This window comes from Pseudomonas sp. DNDY-54 (assembly GCF_019880365.1).
In the GTDB taxonomy this organism is placed as follows: domain Bacteria; phylum Pseudomonadota; class Gammaproteobacteria; order Pseudomonadales; family Pseudomonadaceae; genus Stutzerimonas; species Stutzerimonas stutzeri_P.
On sequence record NZ_CP082271.1, the window covers coordinates 311388 to 330279 of the forward strand.

Sequence of the window (18892 nt, forward strand, 5' to 3'; positions counted from 1 at the left end):
GCGGTTCAGGTCCGTTGAAAGACGCGCCAGAAATTCTGGAGCTGGTCATGGACCGCCTCACGTCGCTGTCGCCAGTCAGCATCAATGCCGATTTGCAGATGCGCCTCGTCAGTTGCCCGGTCCGCGACACTCTCCTGGCCAATGTCCTATGAACCGGTGACAAGGCGCGCCATTGCAGCATGCCCAACAGCACATTGCTGGGCCGGCCGGTCAATCGGGCGCCGTCCCCGGTGTGGGTATTCATAGCGCTGCGGGTGGCGCGAAGGCGGTCAGTCGATTCGTCGTTCCCACCCCAACCCACTGACCACAACAAGGAGCAGTAATGATGGAACGAAGCGGGTCACGTATTCGCTGGCTCGACGGGCTGGGTTGGGTGCTGATCTACGCGCTGATCTGGGCGCTTTTCGCCGAGGGTGACGGCTGGCCGATCGGCGTACCGAGCATATTGCTCGCCGCAGGGCTATCGCTCTGGTTGGGCTTGAACCCATGGAAGCCCTCATTGCTCGCGTTGCCGGGTTTCGTCTGGTTTTTTCTGGGGCGCATGGCGTTGGGTGCCTGGGACGTAGCGGTGCGTGCGCTCCACCCTCGGCGGCCATTACAGCCGGCATGGCTCGACTATCAATTGCGTAGCGAATCGCCGCGGGTACGGTTGATGCTGTCGGCACTGGTCGGTTTGCTTCCGGGCACCCTGGCGTCACGGGTCGAGGCGGACTGCATGCGCGTGCATGTGCTGGATCAGCGGCAGTCGTGGGAGCCGACCGTCGTCGAGTTGGAAGCACGTCTGGTGCGGCTGATGTGCGCTGAGGGCGGGCGCTGATGGCGCTGTACTCGACGCTCTTGCTGCTGACGATCATCGTCGGCCTGGGCCGCGTGGTGCTCGGGCCGCAGCGTGTGGACCGGCTCTTGGCGATCCAGCTGTTCGGCACGGCCGGCACGGCGCTGCTGCTGGTGCTGGCGCAATGGCAGGAGCAACCGGCGCTGCGCGATGTGGCGTTATTGCTGGGCCTGCTGGCGGCGGTCGCGAGTGCCGCGCTGGTCCAGCTGTTGCGACGGAGCCGCCATGATTGATCAGGTCCTCGCGGTCTTGAGTTGGCTGTTGCTGATCGGCGGGTTGCTGTTTTTCGCCGCCGGCAGCATCGGCCTGCTGCGTTTTCCCGATACGGTCAGTCGTCTACACGCCCTGACCAAGGCTGACACGTTGGGACTTGGGCTGGTGATCGCCGGTCTTTCGATTCGCGCCGAGAGCCTCCTCGAAGTGGGGCAGATGTTGTTGATATGGCTCTTGCTGCTGGCGTCCAGCGCCACCGCCTGCCAACTGCTGGCGCGTCAGGCCGGCGAGGAGGCAGACGATGACTGAGTGGTTGCTCGACGGCGCGCTCGGCCTGTTGGTGCTTGGTCTTGCTTTCGGCGCACTGCACGGGCGGAATCTGTATGCCAGCGTGCTGCTGTTCATTGCCTTTGGGCTGGCGCTGGCGTTGATTTGGGCGCGCCTGGGCGCAACGGATCTGGCGCTGGCCGAGGCGGCCATCGGGGCGGGATTAACCGGGGTGTTGTTGTTCGCGGCACTGGCGCGGCAGCCGGGGCCGGCTGAGCTGCCGGAAATGACCCCGATCCGCCAGCGCCTGGCCGCCGCGGTCGTGGTGCTGCCCTTGTTGATCATGCTGGTGCAGGGGCTTGCTCCGCTGGCTGATCGGGTGTCCACGCTGCCGGCCGAGATCGACCGCGTGCTGCCACAAACCGGCGTCAGCCATCCGGTCACCGCCGTGCTGCTCAATTTGCGCGCGTGGGACACACTGCTTGAACTGGCCGTCCTGCTGCTGGCGCTGCTCGGCGCGCGGCAGCTTGGCCCGCGCCGGCTCGATCTGGCCGAGCCCTGGCCGCTGCTACGTGCCTGGGCGCGAGTATTGGCGCCATTGCTGGTGCTGGCCGCCGGCTACATTCTCTGGCGTGGCGCCAGTGCGCCTGGCGGTGCCTTCCAGGCGGGCGCATTACTGGCGGCGGGGGTGGTGTTGCTGCGCCTGTCCGGGCTGCTGCCGAGGCTGCGCTGGTCCTTCGCGCCGCTGCGGTTGTTGGTGCTGGGTGGTCTCCTGGTGTTTACCGGCGTTGCGGTCTCTACCGCCTGGCTGGGCGAGGGTTGGCTGAACTACCCTGACGGGTCGGCCAAGCTCGTCATCCTGCTGATCGAGGCGGTGGCCACGTTATCCATCGCTGCGAGCCTCAGCCTGTTGGTGATTGGCAAAGGTGAGGAGCCGTCCTCATGAGCAGCGCACTGTTCTGGATGGCCATCGGAGCCGCGCTCTGGCTGCTCGGCCTGCATGGGCTGGTGACCCTTCGCCAGGCGCTGCGGAGGATCATCGCCTTCAACCTGATGGGCAGCGGGGTGTTTTTGGTGCTGATTGCGCTGGCGGCGCGCAGCCAGCCGAGCGATCCCCTGCTGGTCGCCCTGGTGGTCACCGGGCTGGTGGTGGCAGTCAGTGCGACAGCGCTGGCCTTGCGCTTGGCCGGGGTGGTGCAGGGTAATGGGGAGCGGCGCCCATGAACCTGGCCTTGCTGAGTCTCGCGTTGCCACTGCTCGGGGGGCTGCTGCTGGTGCTGCTACAACCGCGGCATAACGGCCTGTGGGTGATCGCCATCAGCCTCGCCAGTCTGCTGGCGGCATCTGCGGCGCTGCACGAGGTGATGCAGCTGGGCCCGCAACTGTTGCATATCGGCGGTTGGGATACTCCGTTGGCCATCCGCTTCCAGCTCACTCCGCTGACCGCGTTGCTGATGGTGTTCACCGCCGGCTTGCATCTGCTGGTAGCGCTTTATGCCGCGCGTAGCCCACATGCCACGGGCAGTGAGGACTACTGGCCGTTGTCCTGCCTGTTGCATGGGGCCCTGGCGGCGTTGTGGCTGTCGGCGGACCTGTTCAACCTCTACGTCACGCTCGAACTGCTCAGCCTGACGGCGGTGGCGCTGGTGGCGCTGGCCGGGCGCAAGGCCTACCGTCCCGCCTTCAACTACCTGATGCTGTCGCTGGCCGGATCGCTCGCCTATCTGTTCGGTGTCGCGCTGTTGTATGGCCGTTACGGTGTGCTCGATGTCCTGCTGCTGGCGGAACTGGCCGAGGCGGACGCCAGCACCCGCCTGGCGCTGCTGTTGATGAGCGTCGGCCTGATGCTCAAGGCCGCATTGTGGCCGCTGCACCTGTGGTTGCCGCCGGCACACTCCGGCGCGCCAACGGCCGTCAGCGCGCTGCTCTCGGCGCTGGTGGTCAAAGGGCCGATCTACATCCTCTGGCTGGTCTGGAGTCAGATCGCCCCGCCCGAACTGGGACGCCAGGCGGGTGTGCTGTTTGCGGCCGCCGGCATTCTCGCGCTGATTTCCGGCGGCTGGTCGGCGCTGCGCGCGCCGCGACTGAAAATGCTCGTGGCGTACTCGACGGTCGCGCAGCTGGGCTATGCGTTGCTGACGTTAGGGCTGCTGCTGCACTGGCAGGAGCCGCGCATGACGGCGGCGCTGTGGCTGTTCATCCTCGCTCACGGTCTGGCCAAGGTGTCGATGTTTCTCGCTGCCGGTGAGCTGCAGCGCGTGCTCGGCACGCGTCGGGTGCGCGCGCTCAAAGGTGCCAGTCAGAACATGCCGGTGGCTATGGCGACCTTTGCCGTGGCCGGCGCCAGCCTGATCGGCTTGCCGCCGAGCGGGGGCTTTCTGGCCAAATGGCTGTTACTTCAGCCGCTGTTCGAGCAGCCGCAGCATTGGCCTTGGGCGTTCGGCGTGCTGCTCGGCACGCTGATGTCCGCTGCCTATGTGTTTCGAGTGGTGGCGCTGGGCTTCGACCGTGCGCGGCCGAACCCGCCCAGTGTCGTGCCCGATCGCCTTGCACAATGGCTGGCCATGCTGCCGGCGCTACTGGTGCTCAGCCTGGCGCTGATCAGCGAGCCCCTGCTGCTCTGGCTTGGCGGGGTCGCACGATGAGCTGGACCAACTGGCTGCCATTGGCAATCGTCCTCAGTTCGTTGGTGCCGGGATTGCTGATATTCACCCTGCGCGAGGATCAGCAGCGGACCCGGGTGGCGCTGAACCTGTGCGGTGTAGGCGTCAAATTGCTCTTGGTGGGCGCGATGATCTACGGCGTCAGCCGTGGCCTCGAGTTTCGCTTCAGCCTGCCGTTCCTCCCCGGCGCGCCGCTGGTGTTGCAAGGCGACGCGCTGTCACTGCTGTTCGTCGCGCTGTCGTCGGTGCTGTGGATGGCGACGACGATCTACGCCATCGGCTATCTGGAGAAGTCGCCGCTGCGTTCGCGCTTCTTCGGCTATTTCAGCCTGTGCGTCAGCGCCACGGTTGGCCTGGCCCTGGCGGGAAATCTGGTCAGTTTCTTGCTGTTCTACGAGATGCTGACCTTGGCGACCTTTCCGCTGGTGGTGCATCGTGGCACGCCTGAAGCGCTGCGCGCCGGGCGGGTCTACCTGGCCTACACCGTGGGCGGCGGTGCGCTGGTGCTGATGGGCGTAGCGCTGCTGCACGGCCTCGCGGGCGGGCAGGATTTCCAGCCCGGTGGCTATCTGCTCGAGGCCGTCGGCGAGCACGATCTGGCACTGCGCGTGGCGTTCGTGCTGCTGGTCGCCGGGCTCGGCGTCAAGGCGGCGTTGATTCCGCTGCACGGCTGGTTGCCGCAGGCAATGGTGGCGCCCGCGCCGGTCAGTGCGCTGCTGCACGCTGTCGCCGTGGTCAAGGCCGGCGCGTTCGGCATCATCCGGGTGGTCTATGACGTGTTCGGCGCCGAGGCGCTAGCCCGGCTGGACATGGCCGGGCCGCTGCTCTGGCTGGCCGCCGCGACAATTCTTTACGGGTCGCTACGGGCGCTGCAGCAACAGGAACTGAAGAAACGCCTGGCCTATTCGACCATCAGTCAGGTGTCCTACGTGACCCTCGGCGTCGCGCTGCTCGGGCCAATTGCAGCGGTGGGCGGTCTGGTGCACCTGGTGCATCAGGGGCTGATGAAGGTGACGCTGTTCTATTGCGCCGGTAATTTCGCCGAAACGCTGGGTATCCATCGCATTCGCGAAATGGATGGGGTGGGCCGACGCATGCCATTGACCATGACCGCCTTCAGCATCGGCGCGCTGGGGATGATCGGCATTCCACCGATCGCCGGCTTCGTCAGCAAATGGGCGCTGGGCATGGGCGCGCTGGAGGTTGGTCAGGACTGGGTATTGCTGGTGCTGATGGGGTCGGCGTTGCTCAACGCGGGCTATTTCCTGCCGCTGTTGTGGCGCGGCTGGTTTGCCGAACCGGCTGATTGGCACGAAGACAACTGGCGCGAGGAGCGCTGGGAGACGCACTGGATGCTGTTGCTGCCGGCGATGTTTACCGCGCTACTGGCGGTGGTGGTGGGCGTGCTCGCCGGCACCGCCCTAAGCCCGCTGGGGTGGGCGCAGCTGATCGTGCGGCGGGAGTTCGAACTATGAGCGCCTGGCTGTGGCTCCTCGTCCCGCTGGCGCCATTACTCGCCGGTTTGGGCTTGCTGACCCTGCGCGATCGCGCGATCGGTTGGCTCTGGCTGGCGTGCGTACCCGCGTTAGCCATGGTCATCTGGCCGATGCCCGCGCTGGACTTGCCTATGTTGTGGGAGGGCGTGCGCTGGGGGGCGGACGATCTATTGAACCGCGCCTGGCTCGGCTTCACGGCGCTGCTCTGGGGCTGCGCGGGAGTCTTTGCCAGCAGCAGTCAACGGGATGACCCGAAACGCATGCGCTTCTGGACGTTCTGGCTGCTGGCGCTCTCAGGCAACCTGTTGCTGATCATCGCCACCGATGCGCTGAGCTTCTATCTCGGCTTCAGTGCCATGAGCCTTTCTGCCTACGGATTGATCGTGCACCAGGGCGGCCCTGGGCCCCGTCGAGCAGGGCGGCTGTACCTGCAACTGGCGATCTGTGGCGAAATGGCGCTGCTGGCGGCGCTGATGCTGCGCAGCCATGCGGCGGACGGTGACTTCTCGTTTGTCGCCTGGCAGACATTGCCGATGGATGGGCTCACCTTGCTGCTGTTGCTGATCGGCCTCGGCTTGAAAGCCGGGTTCTGGCCCTTGCACGTGTGGCTGCCCCTGGCGCACCCGGCCGCGCCGGCACCGGCCAGTGCGGTACTGTCCGGCGCGATGCTCAAGGCGGGTTTTCTCGGTCTCTGGCGTTGCTTGCCTGAACAGGATTCGTTGCTGTCCGGCTGGGCCGACGTGCTGCTCGCCGTCGGCATCTTCGGCGCGATCTACCCAGCGCTGCTGGGGCTATGCGCGGGCAAGGCCAAGGCAGTTCTGGCTTACTCGTCTGTCAGCCAGATGGGCTATCTGTTGATGTTGCTGGCGCTGGCCTGGCACCACCCGCAGCAGCGACAGGCGCTGACCGTCGTGCTGGTGCTCTACGGCGTACATCATGGGTTGGCCAAAGGGGCGCTGTTCCTTGCGGCTGGCCTGATCCACGCCGGGCGTTTGCCGCGCAGCGGTTGGCTGCTGTTGGCGGTGCCTGCGCTGGCGATCATCGGACTGCCGTTGACCAGCGGTGGTGCCGTGAAGACGGCGCTGAAAGACGCCTGGCATGCCGGCGCGTTCGAAGCCTGGCTGCCTTGGTTGACCGTTAGCAGCCTGACCACCGCCTTGTTGCTAACCCGCGCGCTGTGGCTGCTACATCGCGATGCCACGGATGCGCCGAGTAGCCGACCACCCGTGCTGCAGGTATTGCCTTGGGCCTTGCTCAGCAGTTTGTCGCTGCTGTTGCCATGGGCTTGGCCCGCCTTGCGCGCGCCTATGCTGCATGGGCTGTACCCGGGCGGCGTCTGGGCGGCACTCTGGCCGTTGCTGGTAGCGCTCGGCATCGCGGGAGTGGCCATAACGCGGGGGTGGGCAGTGCCCGCGTGGCTCGCCAGCATGCCCGATCCGGTGCTGTGGTCATCACTGAAACTCAAACGGCTGGTGCAGCGGCCGCCGTTGGCCGTGCCGGTGTTCCATCCGGATCGGTCGCGCTGGCGCCGCCGCGAGCGTCGTTGGAATCGCTTCTGGAATAGAGGTGCACTCGCACTAAGTACTGGGCTGCTGGCCGCGTTATTGTGGTTGGGCTGGTTGTGGTAACACTTGTAGTTGCTCGCTCGTGTTAGTTATCAAATCGAGCGCTAGCTAATTAATAGCGTTGCGCGCCAAGACAGATAAACAACGAAAAGAAGTACTAACGAAATAACCAAATGAAAATCGCGGCAATAAAAAGGCGCCAACGGCGCCTTGAGATGAAGCATTAGGCGTCAGGCGGTGCCGAGCCCGGTTCTGTCGCTGCCATCCTCGGCCAACAACTGACCCAACGGCGTGCGGTCGAATCCGTCATCTGCGACGTGATCCGCTTGGGGTGTCAGGTCGAACCCGTCTTCAGCGAGCTGCTCGCCCAACGGCGTAAGATCGAATCCACCTTCGGCAAATTGCTCGCTCAGCGGCGTGCGATCAAAGCCATTTTCCGAAACAGTTCGATCGACTAATACCTCGTTCTGAACGGTCGATGCGCCCTGCGCCTCACCCAGCAGCGGCTGTGGATGGGTTGGCGGCACCGCAAACGCGGTCGAAGTGACGCTGGCCAGAATTAAACTTGCAAGTAGCGTTTTCATGACGGTGTCCTCGGTAGGAGTGGGTACGGAGCCAATGCTACGGGCGAGGACGTATTGCTCAAACGTGAGCGTATCAATAGTGGTAATCGACAATCGTGATGTTAATAACAGCAGTGCTAATTGAGCAGATTATCCAATTGCTTTAATCGATGAGTGCAATAGTTAATTGCCGCGTATTTGATTGGTTATTCCGTTCTGTTTGTTCGTCCAATTGAACGAATGATTGATGGCCCGCATCGAGCGGTCATGCAAACGCACCAGGAGCGTCATCGCCACCAGCGAGCCGAGCAGGGCGCAGAACATATCGGCCTGGGTGTCCCACTGATCGCCCTGCATGCCGAGAAACTCTTCAGCGCCCTGGCCGAGCGCCAGCGCAGCGGCCCACTCGACCAGTTCGTACACCGCGCTGAGCGTCATCGCCATGCACACGCAGACAAACGGCAGCAGATGTTTGCCGTGGACCCGGTCCAGGCGCACCAGTAGTTCACGCGCGGTCAGCGCCGGCACGACGCCTTGAAAGAAGTGCCCGAGGCGGTCATAGGGGTTGCGACTGAGCTCCAGCCAGTCCTGGAGCCAGGACCCCACCGGCACACGCGCGAAGCTGTAGTGCCCTCCGGCGATCAACCCCAGTGCTTGAATGGCTAAAAGCAGATAAAGCAGGGATGAGAGCGGAAACCGTTGATGCGTGCAGACAAGCAGCGGCAACAGAATCGCGGCCGGCAGAATCTCCATCAGCCAGGTGGTGCGGTCATGCGGGTTGAAGGCAGACGCCAGCAGGGCAAGGACAACGAGGCAAACCAGGGTTTTGAGCAACAGCGGTCGGTGCATTCAACGGCCTTTCCTGAATCGGGGTGCATGTGAATGGACCACAAAACCAAGGCGATGACGGCTGTGAACCGACTAAACGCTACGGTTCGAGCGTGCTTGCGATCTTCAGGGCAGCGCTTTATCGGCGTACGTGCGTGTCGCCAGCCCGAGCTGAGAGCGGAAGCTCTCCATGTCGAACATGGTGCAGATTTCGCGAATTTGCCCGTTGAGTGACAGCGTCCAGAATGCCATTGCCGAAATACTCAGCACTTTATCGCTGGGTGGGTAGCCGAGCGCTGCGTTTTCGATCGTGCCGATCAGCGTGCTCCAGGTAACCACCTTGTCGCCTTCAGCGACGCACTCCTCAACCACAACTTCAAGGTCCGGCATAGCGGTGCGGATCTGGGCAACCATCGCCACGAACTCGGCGCTGGCCAAGGGATGGCCAACAAACGAGCTTTTGTAGAGGAAGTCTTTGCTGTGCAGCTGCTCGGCCAAGGCGAGGTGTCCGCGGTTCCAGCTCAGGTCGATGTGGTTACGAACCAGTCGTTTGTTGTCGTCCAGTGACATCTGATGCGTCCATTGCGTGGAGGGAACCGAACTCTAACAGCCGCCACATCCTGTGGGCATCCATCGAGCGAGCCCTTCGTCGGCCCGGTTGCATGACTGTCCAGAGCATTGCTCAGTAGGGCAAACATCGTTCGTGGCGACTGCGATGCGGCGAACTAGTACCTGCTGTGAATGGAGGGACGCGCCTGAGGGCTGGCGCAGCGCCCCGTCTCGCCTGCTAGCGCGCTCGGCGGCCCAATAATGCGAACAGCGCTGCGGCGCCCACCGCCACTGCCGCCGTGGTGGCCACCGGGTGTTGCGAGGCGCGCGTATAGAGGCTGCGTGTCAGTACCATGCCGGGATAGTCGCCGCTGGCCTTGCCGTCACCGGCGCTACCGACATCGCTGGCGTACAGCGCCCCTCGCGGATGACGGTCCGGGCGTCCACTCTTGATCGTGTCGTAGACGAAGGTGCGGTTGATCCAATCGGCCACGCGCGGGGCGTTCTGCGCAAGGCGCGACAGCAACTTGGCATTGCCAATGTAGACGTCGCGCTGCGGATGTTCGGCCGCGTCGAGAATCGCCCGGGCGACAACCTCCGGTGCATAGACAGGCGGCGGGAATACCGGCGCACTGGGCAGGCAGTTCTTGGAGTGGTCCATGAACATCGTGTCCGTGGACGATGGCCGAACCAGCGTCACCGACACGGGTGTACGCGACTTTTGCAGCTCGACACGTAGCACGTCGGTCATGGCCTTGATGGCATGTTTGCTGGCGCTGTAGCTGCTGTGGAAGGGCAGCGCATTAGCCGACTCGACGCTGCCGATGTTGATCAGCGCACCGCCCTTGTCGCGCAGGTGGTTCACGGCGATAGCGGACCCGTAATGGGTGCCCCAGAAATTGGTCTGCATGACCTGCTTGTGGTCCTCGTCACTGACCTCGTCGAAGCGCCCCCAGACCGAGCTGCCGGCATTGTTGATCCAGGTATCGAAGCCGCCAAAACGCGCAATCGTTTCGCTGGCGACTCGCTCAAGTTGAGCACGCTCACCGACGTCCGCCATCACGTGCATCACCCGGTCACCGGCGTTCAGATCGCGCTCGATATCGGCCAGCGCCACATCGTTGCGCGCCACCAGCACGACACGGGCGCCTTTCTCGACAGCGAGTCGGGCGGTTGCCAAGCCGATCCCACTCGAAGCGCCAGTGATGACGATGACTTGTTCATGCAGGGGTTTGAGAGAAATGCGCATCGGATTCTCCTTCGGTTCGCGACAAGTGCAGTGGCTCGGTAGAAGCCACAGGCCCGCTTGCGGTTCCGGAGAGGCGATGGATGGCAGAGATGGCTACAGCGCAGTGCCTGGCGGGCGTTCCTGGCCCATGCGCGCCATCAGCTCGGCATCGTCTTGTGGCAGCTCGAGCGATGGCGTTGCCGGTTCGGCGGGTGCCGTGCCGGCCGGTTTTGCGGGTGGGTAGTGCTGCTGCAGAGGTGGCTGCGGCTGGCCATCAATGCTCCATTCAAGCGTCGCTTCCACGCGCGTGTCAGCGGCGTAGCCAAGACGGTTGCTGACCGGGCACTGCAGGGCGGGGCCGCTGGTCAATTCACCTGACTGACGGCTGCGACTGGTGCCGGCTTGGCCAATGGTGCGCACCTCCATTCGATAACTGAGGTGGTGCGTCTCCGGGCTGCTGAAGCAAAGCCGCAATGCCAGGCGGTCGGAACCTTCGGGCGCCAACTCGAGGCGAGCCGCGACTGGCAGGGCGCCGGATGCGGCCAACCAGCTGGCTAAGGTTACGGCGCTCAGCATGTCCATGCACTCTGCCCCGTTGGCGCAGCGACGCCTGCGCTAGGTGATTATTGCTGGCTGACAGTGGCCAGGTTGCCGCTGCCGGATTGTTGAATGATGGCGGTCATGTTGGCAGCCGCCTGGGTGATGTAGGCCGCGTTGGCATCGCCCGTCTGGGTAATGCGTGCCTCGTTGTACTCGGCCAGTTGACGAATGTCAGCCAGGTTGCTGTCGCCCGTCTGCACCACGCTTGCTTGATTGCCGTCGAACCATTGCACGACGTCAACGCTGTTGTCGTTGCCGGTTGAAGAGCCGCGGAAGCTGTTATTCCGCCCGCTCTGCTCGATCGCCAGCACGTTGTTGTCTCCCGCCTGATTGAACACCGCCTCGCCGAACAGGCTGACCTGATCAATCCGCGCCGAGTTGGCGTTGCCATTCTGCGCCAACTGAATGGTGCTGCCGTCGCCCTGATTGACACTGGCCAGGTTCTCGTCACCGACTTGGTAAACGGCCAGCTGCGTGCCGTGGTAGACGCCATCCTGAGTGAGCGTTACCGAATTGTCGTTGCCGATCTGGTACGCCTCGGCTTGGGCGAATCCCTGCTGAGTGGCGGCGATCGCGTTGCCGTCACCCACGCTGCTGATCGTCAGGTCATTCGCGTACCCGTTCTGCTCGACCTCGGCGCGGTTGCCGGCACCTTGTTGGTAGACGCTTACAGAGCCGAAATGGCTTTCAGACCCTTGATAGACAGACGCCTCGTTGCCGCTGCCGACTTGCACGACGGTGGCCAGGTTCGACTCGACCAATTGGAAAACCGAGGCTGTGTTATCGGTGCCGTTCTGCCTGATCACCGCCTCATTGAGCACGCCGGTTTGCTCGGCGCTAGCAGAGTTGTCCGTTCCGGTCTGGTCGATTTCCACACGGTTGTCGGCATGAAGATCGCTGGCGACGGCCAGCAGAAGCGCAAGGGCGATGAGTGTCGGAGTGCTGCGCATGGCAAATCCTTTTTTATTGAGTTCTATCAGTGTTGAACGATCTGAATGCGCTGGCCGTTTCCGTATTGAATGACGCTGCTGCTCAAACCGCTGCCCAGCTGCTCGATGCTGGCGTTGTTGTTCGCACCGATCTGGGCAATGGCCGCCTGGTTATCGCTACCGATCTGGCTGATGTCAGCACTGTTGCCCTGACCGATCTGGAGGATGCTGGCGAGCTGGTTGTCGCCTTGCTGCAGGATGAAGGCCTGCTGATCGCTGCCCTGCTGAACGATGCTGGCCAGGTGGTTGTCACCGGCCTGGCTAAGGTCGGCCAGGTTGTCATTGCCCTGTTGCAACACCTGTGCGGTCTGCCCGGCAGGCAATTGCAGGGCAACCACCGCGGGGCTGCCAAGGTTGAGCGCGCCGTCGGCCAGGTCCGCGTTGTCCAGCAGATCGGCCGCGTGTAGCGAGGCGGCTGAAACGAGCAGAAGGGCGGCGCACAAGCCGCGACGAAATAGCGCTAGACGTTCCATGCAGGCACCTCGGATTAGTGCTCGGATTCTTGACTGGGGGCGAAGCGGTGAACATCCATCGAACGATGCAAAACAACCGCTGCGTGATGAGTGGGGCGGATTAAGCCTGCCAGGCGCGGGTTACAACTCATCGCGGTCCATGTCGAAGGTGTCCTGAAGCAGGTTCTGCAATTTGCTGCGGTTGACTTCTTCCAGAATAAGCTGCGCCGCCTGGGTCGCAATGGCCTCGATCTCCGCTACGTTGGGCTGCAGAAAGCGCCGATAGACGGTGCGCTGTCCGTACTCCACCCAGACCAGGCTACCCCAGCGCGCCGAAGGCCGTTCCCGTACCACCAGGTCACCTTCGAGTTCGCTGGCGTCCTGCAATTGAAAACTGAGGTAACGGTGAAAGTCATGGCCGAACCGGGTGATGGTGTTGTCGATGATCAGCCCGCTCAATTCCGCCTCGCGTTCGGCCTGCTCCTGCGGCTCCTGCGGCTCCTGCGCCTGCAGCGGGCTGAGCAGCGCGAGCAGGAGCAGGAGCAGGCCGAGCGTCAGGCGTGACACGACTCGGACCAATCCAGCCGGCCACGCAGCAGGAAGGCTGCCTCGGCACGGTTAGAGGCGCCGATCTTGCGCAGCAGATTGTGAATGTGGCTTTTGATGGTGTGCGGGCTCAGGCACAGCTGTTCGGCGATCTCTGCATTGGACAGGCCCTTGCCGGCCAGGCTGAGAATTTCCCGTTCGCGCAGCGTCAGCGACGGTTTGCTGCCGGCCAGCTGGCGCATGCGTCGCCATTGGCTGAGCAGGCGCTCGGTAAGGACTCGGGGCAGCCAGTCGCCGCCATCAAGCAGCACCTGAATGCCATCGAGCAGGTGTTCACGGGTCGCGTGGCTGTAAAACACGCCCCGTATCCCGGGATGCTTGTCGACCAGCTGTTCGGCCTGTTCCGGGGCAATGTTCACCAACGCCACGGGTGTCTGTTCATCGAGCCGATCGAGAAGCGTTGAAAGTTGCTCGGTCTGGCTATTACCGGCGTCCACCAGATACAGATCGGTGGTCTCTCTGTCGGCTTCCTCGAGTCGAGCCAGCGCAACATCGAGCCGGGCCTGTTCGCCCAGAAAGTGTTTGAAAAACAATCCCAGGAGTTCATTGCCGGTAAGCAGGGTGACGGTGGGCTGGTTACGGTCCTGGAGAGTGAAATCCGCTTCGTCCATGTTCAATCCTTGGTCTTGGGTGCCGTTATGCTGCGTAGAAAAGTTACTAAACGACCGGCGCAAAATGATGAAGTTCAGCATCCACGTTGCGATTGAGCGGGCATCTGCGTTGGATTCCAGAGAACCCGACGGGCGGTCAAGTAAACGTCTTTTGGGTTGAATGGACTAAGGTGAGTCAATCACCCATACGATGGAGTCGGCATGACCGGACCTCCGCGCGAACTCACGCTCCGTGCGTTACTTACCGGCTTGCTGCTCGGCGCGCTCTTGACCCCTTCGAATATCTACTCCGGCCTGAAGATCGGTTGGTCGTTCAACATGTCGATCATTGCGTTACTGATCGGTTTTGCCGCGTGGCAGACCTTGGCGCGGTGCTTTCGTTGGCCGGACTGGTCGCTCCACGAAAGTAATATCAACCAGACCACCGCTTCGTCTGCCGCGTCGATCATTTCCAGCGGTCTGGTGGCGCCCATACCCGCCTACACATTGATCACCGGAGAGCAACTCGGGTCGTTGCCGCTGACCGCCTGGGTGTTTTCGGTGAGCTTTCTCGGCATCTGGGTGGCGTGGTACCTGCGGCCATCGCTGATCATCGAGGCCCAATTGCGATTTCCTGAAGGCATGGCGACGCTGGCGACTATGCAGCAGATCTACAGCCATGGCGCCGAAGCGGCTCGGCGTCTGCTGGTATTGGGCTTGGCCGCGCTGCTGGCGGCCACCAGCAAATTGGTGGATAGCCTGCTGTGGGCCCTGCCGCGGTGGACGCCTACCGCGCAGCTGGAGCGGCTGACGTTCAGCCTCGAGCCGTCGCTGTTGCTGGTGGGGTTTGGCGGCATTATTGGTTTGCGGGTGGGCCTGTCGCTGCTCCTGGGCGCCGTGTTGGCGTGGGGGCTGCTGGCACCTTGGCTGGTGGCGGAGGGGCTAGTGAGCATGCCCATCGATGCCAGCGGCCCGCAGTTCGCACTGCTAATCGAGTGGTTGCTCTGGCCCGGCGTGAGCCTGATGGTATGCGCCACGCTGACATCCTTTGGGCTGCGCCTGCTCCGCGGTCGTCGGGAGGACTCGCAGCGACGCCTCACGCTGCAGCGGCCCGCTGCGTTACCCATGCTTGGGCTGGCCTCGTCGGCCGTGTTGGTGGTGCTCATGCAGGTCTCGTTATTCGGTATCCATCCGGTGATGGCCGCCTTGTCGATTCCCCTGGCGTTGCTGCTGGCGATGGTCGCGGCGCGGGTGGTCGGTGCCACCGGTATCCCGCCGATTGGTGCCATCGGCCAGCTGTCGCAACTGAGCTTTGGCGTTATCGCACCCGGTCAGGTGGCGATCAATCTGATGAGCGCTAACACCGCTGGCGGTGCGGCGGGGCAGTGCACTGATCTGCTCAATGACTTCAAAGTCGGCCACGCCATCGGGGCTACGCCGTCACGCCAGGTCGTGGCGCAATGCGCAGGCATTCTGATCGGCAGCGTAGTGGGTGTATTTGTCTACCAGCTGCTGATTCCCGACCCGCAAGCGATGCTGATCACCGCCGAGTGGCCGGCACCGGCTGTGGCGACATGGAAGGCGGTGGCCGAGGCGTTGACGGCAGGGCTGGGCTCGATCAGCCACGACATTCGCTGGGCTATCGGTGTGGGTGCGCTGGCCGGCGTCCTGATGGGCGTGCTCGAAGGCGTGTTACCGGTGTGGCGGTTGCGCTGGCTGCCGAGCTCCGCGGCGTTGGGATTGGCCTTCATTATCCCGGCGTCGATTTCACTGATGATGACCTTTGGCGCGCTACTGGCCTGGCTGTTCGCAGCCCGCTGGGGCGGCTTTGCCGAGCGCTTCGTTATCGTCGCGGCCGCCGGGCTGGTGGCCGGCGAAAGCATGGCTGGGGTGGGTATTTCACTGGCGCAGCTGCTGCGCTAGGGCGGTCGCGCCTGAATTTCCCCGGCCACCTCCTGTCCCAGCTTCAAGTCATGAGCAGGGGGCGGCATGAGCGACGCAGACAGCCAGAACGAGAGCGCCAAAGGGGTCGCCAGCCGAAGCCTGGTCAAAGTGAGCGTCCTGGTGGTGGTCGCTGTACTGGTGATCGTGGCGTGGCTCGCTTTCGATTTCCTTCTCCTGCTGTTTGCCGCCATCCTCTTCGGTGTGCTCATCAACGGCATCAGCGGCTGGATCAGTGAAAAAACGCCGCTGTCACGCAACCTCTCGATGGGCCTGTTCTTCGCCTTGTTCCTGACCATGGTCGGTTTGTTCGGCTGGCTGGTTGCGCCGAGCATTTCAGACCAGATCGATGCACTTTCCGAATCGCTTCCGAAGGCCGTCGAGCGTCTGCGTGAGCGCGCTGACGACTCCGAGTGGGTCAGCCGGCTCATGGCCTATCAGGACAGCCTGAAGGAGGCCGTTTCGCCGGGTGATGGCTTCAGTCTGGTGACATCCGTGCTGTCTTCGATCGGTGGGGCGCTCACCAGCTTCGTCGTGGCGTTTGCCATTGGGGTGTGTCTCGCGCTCAATCCACGCGTTTATGTCGATGGTTTCGTCAAGCTGATCCCGCTTGGCTATCGCGCCCGCGTTCACGATGTGCTGAGCGAGAGCGGTTCGACGCTGCAATCCTGGTTGATCGCCAAACTCATCGAGATGCTGCTGATCGGTGTGCTGACAACGCTGGGGTTGTGGTTGTTGGGCATCGAACTGGCGTTGGTGCTCGGCTTGATCGCCGGCCTGCTGTCCTTCATTCCCAACATCGGCCCGGTCATCGCGGTGATCCCGGCGTTGTTACTGGGCTCGCTTGAGGGAACCCGGACGATGCTCTACGTCGCCGGTCTCTATGCCGTCGTCCAGGCGCTGGAGAGCTACCTGTTCACACCCTGGATGCAGAACCGCATCGTTTCCGTGCCGCCGGCGCTCACGATTTCCATGCAACTGCTGTTCGGACTGCTCGCCGGAACCCTGGGTTTGCTCCTGGCAACACCGCTGGGTGCGGTCGCCATGGTGATGGTGCGCATGTTGTACGTGGAAGACGTGCTGGGTGACCGGCCGGAAGCCGATCAACGGCCTGCCGACGCTGATAGCGATGAGCGGTAGCAGGGCGCAGCCCGCATGCTGTCGGCCCTCGTTGCCGACGTACAAATTTTGTAATGCGATGCATGAAACCCCTTCGACTGGCGGCTGCCCGATTATAGGAACCCTTTGTGATTCGGAGAACGACCATGAAAACGACAAAATTGGCAGCCCTGACCCTGGCCGGTTTGATGTCCACCGGCGTTTTTGCAGCCGGCTCGGCTGACAGCGATCACATGAAAGATAAAGAAGATCACGGTTCGATGAGCGGTACTCACAGCGGTACATCGATGGACGGCACCACAACTGACGATACCAATCGCAATGGCATGACGACCGGCACCGGTACGACTACCGGAACAGGCCAGGAGGCTGGCCCGGGTACCGGCACGGGTACGAGCGTTGGTAACACCACCGGCACCGGCAACAGTGCAACGGGTGCTGGCACCGGTAGTGGTGGTGCAGGCGGCGCTGGCGGCGCGGGTAACTAAGCCGGCCATAGCCAACAAGCCCCGGCCTCTGGCTGGGGCTTTTCAGTTATAGGCATCGCTCCGTCCGGTGTAGGTTGTCGCACTGTTGCGCAGGGCTGCAGCGCTGCCTTTCATGAGTGGGGCCATGAGCATGCGCCTACCGCTTTTAATAGCCAGTCTGGCATTGATGTCTTCGGCATTTGCGACCGGCACGGGACCGACGATGCCGGAAAAGACCCGCGAACATCCGCTCGACAATCGTGAGCCAAGGCAAGAGATCATCGACCGTCAGGGTGATAGCCAACGTCAGCCGCGCCCGCCAACGCTCGAATCACCTCCCGAAATATCACCGATCGAACCGGTCGAGCGCCGCCCTGAGTCAGATCGTCCAGAGGGCCGTGACAGTGGTACGGGAGGTAGCTGATCACGAGTGGGTGGTGGCGATACGTTTGGCGTTATCGGGCGGGTCGGGCAATAAAGGATGGCGATTGCGTGAAGCAACCTCGATAACAAAAACCCCGCCACTGGGCGGGGTCTGCTCGTCATTCCAAGACAGGCTGGGCCTGCCTTGTGCCGCCGTTCTGCTTAGAACAACACGCGGCTGCGGATGGTGCCGTTGACGTGCTGCAATTTCTCCAGAGCCAGATCGGAATATTCCTTGTCGACGTCGATCACGACGTAGCCGACCTTCTCGTTGGTCTGCAGGAACTGACCGCAGATGTTGATGCCGTTGTCGGCGAACACCTTGTTGATCTCGCTCATCACACCGGGAATGTTCTGGTGGATGTGCAGCAGACGGTGCTTGCCCGGGTGCGATGGCAGCGCGACTTCCGGGAAGTTGACCGAGGATACCGAGGTGCCGTTGTCGCTGTACTTGACCAGCTTTTCTGCCACTTCCAGACCGATGTTGGCCTGGGCTTCGGCAGTGGAACCGCCGATGTGCGGGGTCAGGATCACGCGGTCCAGGCCGCGCAGCGGGCTTTCGAACTCTTCGTCGTTGGATTTGGGCTCGACCGGGAACACGTCGATGGCGGCGCCGATCAGGTGCTCGTCCTTGATCGCAGCGGCCAGGTGATCCAGCTCGACCACGGTGCCGCGGGCGGCGTTGATCAGAATGGCGCCCTTCTTCATGGCACGGATTTCCTTTTCACCGATCATCCACTGAGTGGATGGCAGCTCTGGAACGTGCAAGGAGACGATGTCGCACATGCCCAGCAGCTCATACAACGAGCCGATTTGCGTGGCGTTGCCCAGCGGCAGCTTGGCCACTACGTCGTAGAAGTAGACCTGCATGCCCAGGCCCTCGGCGAGTACCGACAGCTGGGTGCCGATAGATCCGTAGCCGATGATGCCCAGCTTCTTGCCGCGGATCTCGAAGGAGTTGGCCGCCGACTTGATCCAGCCGCCGCGATGGCAGGAGGCGTTCTTTTCCGGAATGCCGCGCAGCAGCAGGATGGCTTCGGCCAGCACCAGTTCGGCTACCGAACGGGTGTTGGAGTAGGGGGCGTTGAAGACCGCAATCCCGCGCTCGCGGGCGGCGTTAAGGTCGACCTGGTTGGTGCCGATGCAGAAGCAGCCGACCGCGATCAGTTTCTTCGCCGCTTCGAACACGTCCTCGGTGAGCTGGGTGCGCGAACGAATCCCGATGAAATGAACATCGGCGATCTTCTCTTTCAGCTCCGACTCGGTCAGCGCCGTCTTGAGGTACTCGATGTTGGAGTAACCGGCGGCCTTGAGGGTGTCGACAGCGTTCTGGTGAACGCCTTCGAGAAGAAGAAACTTGATCTTGCTCTTGTCGAGTGAGGTCTGGCTCATCTGCAATAAAACCTTAAGGCCGAAGGGTAGGACGAAGTGTCCAGCGAAGGCTGGCCGACCCGGTATCAGCGGTGTCGGGAGTCTGCCGAGGCACGTTTCAAAGGGG

Annotated in this window: 22 protein-coding genes; 12 read left to right on the forward strand and 10 right to left on the reverse strand. The window is 62.9% G+C overall.

What is annotated here, in order from left to right; translation table 11 throughout:
- Nucleotides 1–325 precede the first annotated feature (325 nt).
- Genes K4O48_RS01470 through K4O48_RS01505 form a run of 8 tightly spaced genes read left to right on the forward strand, consistent with a single transcriptional unit; the run spans nucleotide 326 to nucleotide 7102 of the window.
- Nucleotides 326–817 carry a Na+/H+ antiporter subunit E gene (locus tag K4O48_RS01470; RefSeq protein WP_222911930.1) on the forward strand — a complete coding sequence of 164 codons (492 nt, stop codon included), beginning with the start codon at nucleotides 326–328 and terminating at the stop codon, nucleotides 815–817.
- Nucleotides 817–1068, forward strand: a complete 252-nt coding sequence (locus K4O48_RS01475; protein WP_222910435.1) for a monovalent cation/H+ antiporter complex subunit F — start codon at nucleotides 817–819, stop codon at nucleotides 1066–1068. Before K4O48_RS01470 ends, K4O48_RS01475 begins: the two co-directional genes overlap by 1 nt.
- The gene (locus K4O48_RS01480; protein ID WP_409518914.1) at nucleotides 1061–1357 is read left to right on the forward strand and encodes a cation:proton antiporter; all 297 of its coding nucleotides are present in this window, start codon (nucleotides 1061–1063) and stop codon (nucleotides 1355–1357) included. Before K4O48_RS01475 ends, K4O48_RS01480 begins: the two co-directional genes overlap by 8 nt.
- Complete coding sequence (locus tag K4O48_RS01485; protein ID WP_222910436.1) at nucleotides 1350–2261, forward strand: hydrogenase subunit MbhD domain-containing protein; 912 nt, start codon at nucleotides 1350–1352, stop codon at nucleotides 2259–2261. The genes K4O48_RS01480 and K4O48_RS01485 overlap by 8 nt, the downstream gene beginning before the upstream one ends.
- Entirely contained in the window at nucleotides 2258–2539 is a 282-nt protein-coding gene (locus tag K4O48_RS01490) for an NADH-quinone oxidoreductase subunit K (protein WP_222910437.1), read from the forward strand. Before K4O48_RS01485 ends, K4O48_RS01490 begins: the two co-directional genes overlap by 4 nt.
- The gene (locus K4O48_RS01495; RefSeq protein WP_222910438.1) at nucleotides 2536–3960 is read left to right on the forward strand and encodes a complex I subunit 5 family protein; all 1425 of its coding nucleotides are present in this window, start codon (nucleotides 2536–2538) and stop codon (nucleotides 3958–3960) included. Before K4O48_RS01490 ends, K4O48_RS01495 begins: the two co-directional genes overlap by 4 nt.
- Entirely contained in the window at nucleotides 3957–5453 is a 1497-nt protein-coding gene (locus K4O48_RS01500) for a complex I subunit 5 family protein (protein WP_222910439.1), read from the forward strand. Before K4O48_RS01495 ends, K4O48_RS01500 begins: the two co-directional genes overlap by 4 nt.
- Nucleotides 5450–7102, forward strand: coding sequence for a proton-conducting transporter membrane subunit (locus K4O48_RS01505; RefSeq protein WP_222910440.1), 1653 nt, complete (start codon nucleotides 5450–5452; stop codon nucleotides 7100–7102). Before K4O48_RS01500 ends, K4O48_RS01505 begins: the two co-directional genes overlap by 4 nt.
- Before the next feature lie 167 nt (nucleotides 7103–7269).
- Here the strand turns inward: K4O48_RS01505 and K4O48_RS01510 are convergent, their stop codons facing one another.
- The 9 genes from K4O48_RS01510 to K4O48_RS01550 all read right to left on the reverse strand — a co-directional run bounded on the left by K4O48_RS01510 (nucleotide 7270) and on the right by K4O48_RS01550 (nucleotide 13387).
- Entirely contained in the window at nucleotides 7270–7623 is a 354-nt protein-coding gene (locus K4O48_RS01510; protein WP_222910441.1) for a hypothetical protein, read from the reverse strand.
- Between the two features lie 162 nt (nucleotides 7624–7785).
- On the reverse strand, nucleotides 7786–8451 hold the full coding sequence (locus tag K4O48_RS01515; protein WP_222910442.1) for a DUF2238 domain-containing protein: 666 nt from the start codon (nucleotides 8449–8451) through the stop codon (nucleotides 7786–7788).
- A gap of 105 nt (nucleotides 8452–8556) precedes the next feature.
- Complete coding sequence (locus tag K4O48_RS01520) at nucleotides 8557–9000, reverse strand: ketosteroid isomerase-related protein (RefSeq protein ID WP_222910443.1); 444 nt, start codon at nucleotides 8998–9000, stop codon at nucleotides 8557–8559.
- Nucleotides 9001–9217: 217 nt separating this feature from the next.
- Nucleotides 9218–10228: an SDR family oxidoreductase gene (locus K4O48_RS01525; RefSeq protein ID WP_222910444.1), complete on the reverse strand. Its 1011-nt coding sequence runs from the start codon at nucleotides 10226–10228 to the stop codon at nucleotides 9218–9220.
- A gap of 93 nt (nucleotides 10229–10321) precedes the next feature.
- Nucleotides 10322–10783: a hypothetical protein gene (locus K4O48_RS01530; protein WP_260523687.1), complete on the reverse strand. Its 462-nt coding sequence runs from the start codon at nucleotides 10781–10783 to the stop codon at nucleotides 10322–10324.
- A gap of 47 nt (nucleotides 10784–10830) precedes the next feature.
- Complete coding sequence (locus K4O48_RS01535; protein ID WP_222910445.1) at nucleotides 10831–11757, reverse strand: hypothetical protein; 927 nt, start codon at nucleotides 11755–11757, stop codon at nucleotides 10831–10833.
- 26 nt (nucleotides 11758–11783) lie between these two features.
- A complete protein-coding gene (locus K4O48_RS01540) occupies nucleotides 11784–12269 on the reverse strand; it encodes a curli production assembly protein CsgB (protein WP_222910446.1) in 486 nt (161 codons plus the stop codon).
- A 120-nt stretch (nucleotides 12270–12389) separates the two neighbouring features.
- Nucleotides 12390–12815, reverse strand: a complete 426-nt coding sequence (locus tag K4O48_RS01545; RefSeq protein WP_222910447.1) for a CsgE family curli-type amyloid fiber assembly protein — start codon at nucleotides 12813–12815, stop codon at nucleotides 12390–12392.
- Nucleotides 12803–13387: a helix-turn-helix transcriptional regulator gene (locus K4O48_RS01550; RefSeq protein ID WP_222911933.1), complete on the reverse strand. Its 585-nt coding sequence runs from the start codon at nucleotides 13385–13387 to the stop codon at nucleotides 12803–12805. The genes K4O48_RS01545 and K4O48_RS01550 overlap by 13 nt, the downstream gene beginning before the upstream one ends.
- Before the next feature lie 279 nt (nucleotides 13388–13666).
- Here K4O48_RS01550 and K4O48_RS01555 point away from each other — a divergent pair, with 279 nt between their 5' ends.
- The 4 genes from K4O48_RS01555 to K4O48_RS01570 all read left to right on the forward strand — a co-directional run bounded on the left by K4O48_RS01555 (nucleotide 13667) and on the right by K4O48_RS01570 (nucleotide 17395).
- On the forward strand, nucleotides 13667–15367 hold the full coding sequence (locus K4O48_RS01555) for an OPT family oligopeptide transporter (RefSeq protein ID WP_222910448.1): 1701 nt from the start codon (nucleotides 13667–13669) through the stop codon (nucleotides 15365–15367).
- 66 nt (nucleotides 15368–15433) lie between these two features.
- The gene (locus tag K4O48_RS01560; RefSeq protein ID WP_222910449.1) at nucleotides 15434–16525 is read left to right on the forward strand and encodes an AI-2E family transporter; all 1092 of its coding nucleotides are present in this window, start codon (nucleotides 15434–15436) and stop codon (nucleotides 16523–16525) included.
- Between the two features lie 125 nt (nucleotides 16526–16650).
- Nucleotides 16651–16992: a hypothetical protein gene (locus K4O48_RS01565; RefSeq protein ID WP_222910450.1), complete on the forward strand. Its 342-nt coding sequence runs from the start codon at nucleotides 16651–16653 to the stop codon at nucleotides 16990–16992.
- A gap of 124 nt (nucleotides 16993–17116) precedes the next feature.
- Complete coding sequence (locus K4O48_RS01570; protein WP_222910451.1) at nucleotides 17117–17395, forward strand: hypothetical protein; 279 nt, start codon at nucleotides 17117–17119, stop codon at nucleotides 17393–17395.
- A 161-nt stretch (nucleotides 17396–17556) separates the two neighbouring features.
- Here the strand turns inward: K4O48_RS01570 and serA are convergent, their stop codons facing one another.
- Complete coding sequence (serA, locus tag K4O48_RS01575; RefSeq protein ID WP_222910452.1) at nucleotides 17557–18786, reverse strand: phosphoglycerate dehydrogenase; 1230 nt, start codon at nucleotides 18784–18786, stop codon at nucleotides 17557–17559.
- Between the last annotated feature and the right edge of the window lie 106 nt (nucleotides 18787–18892).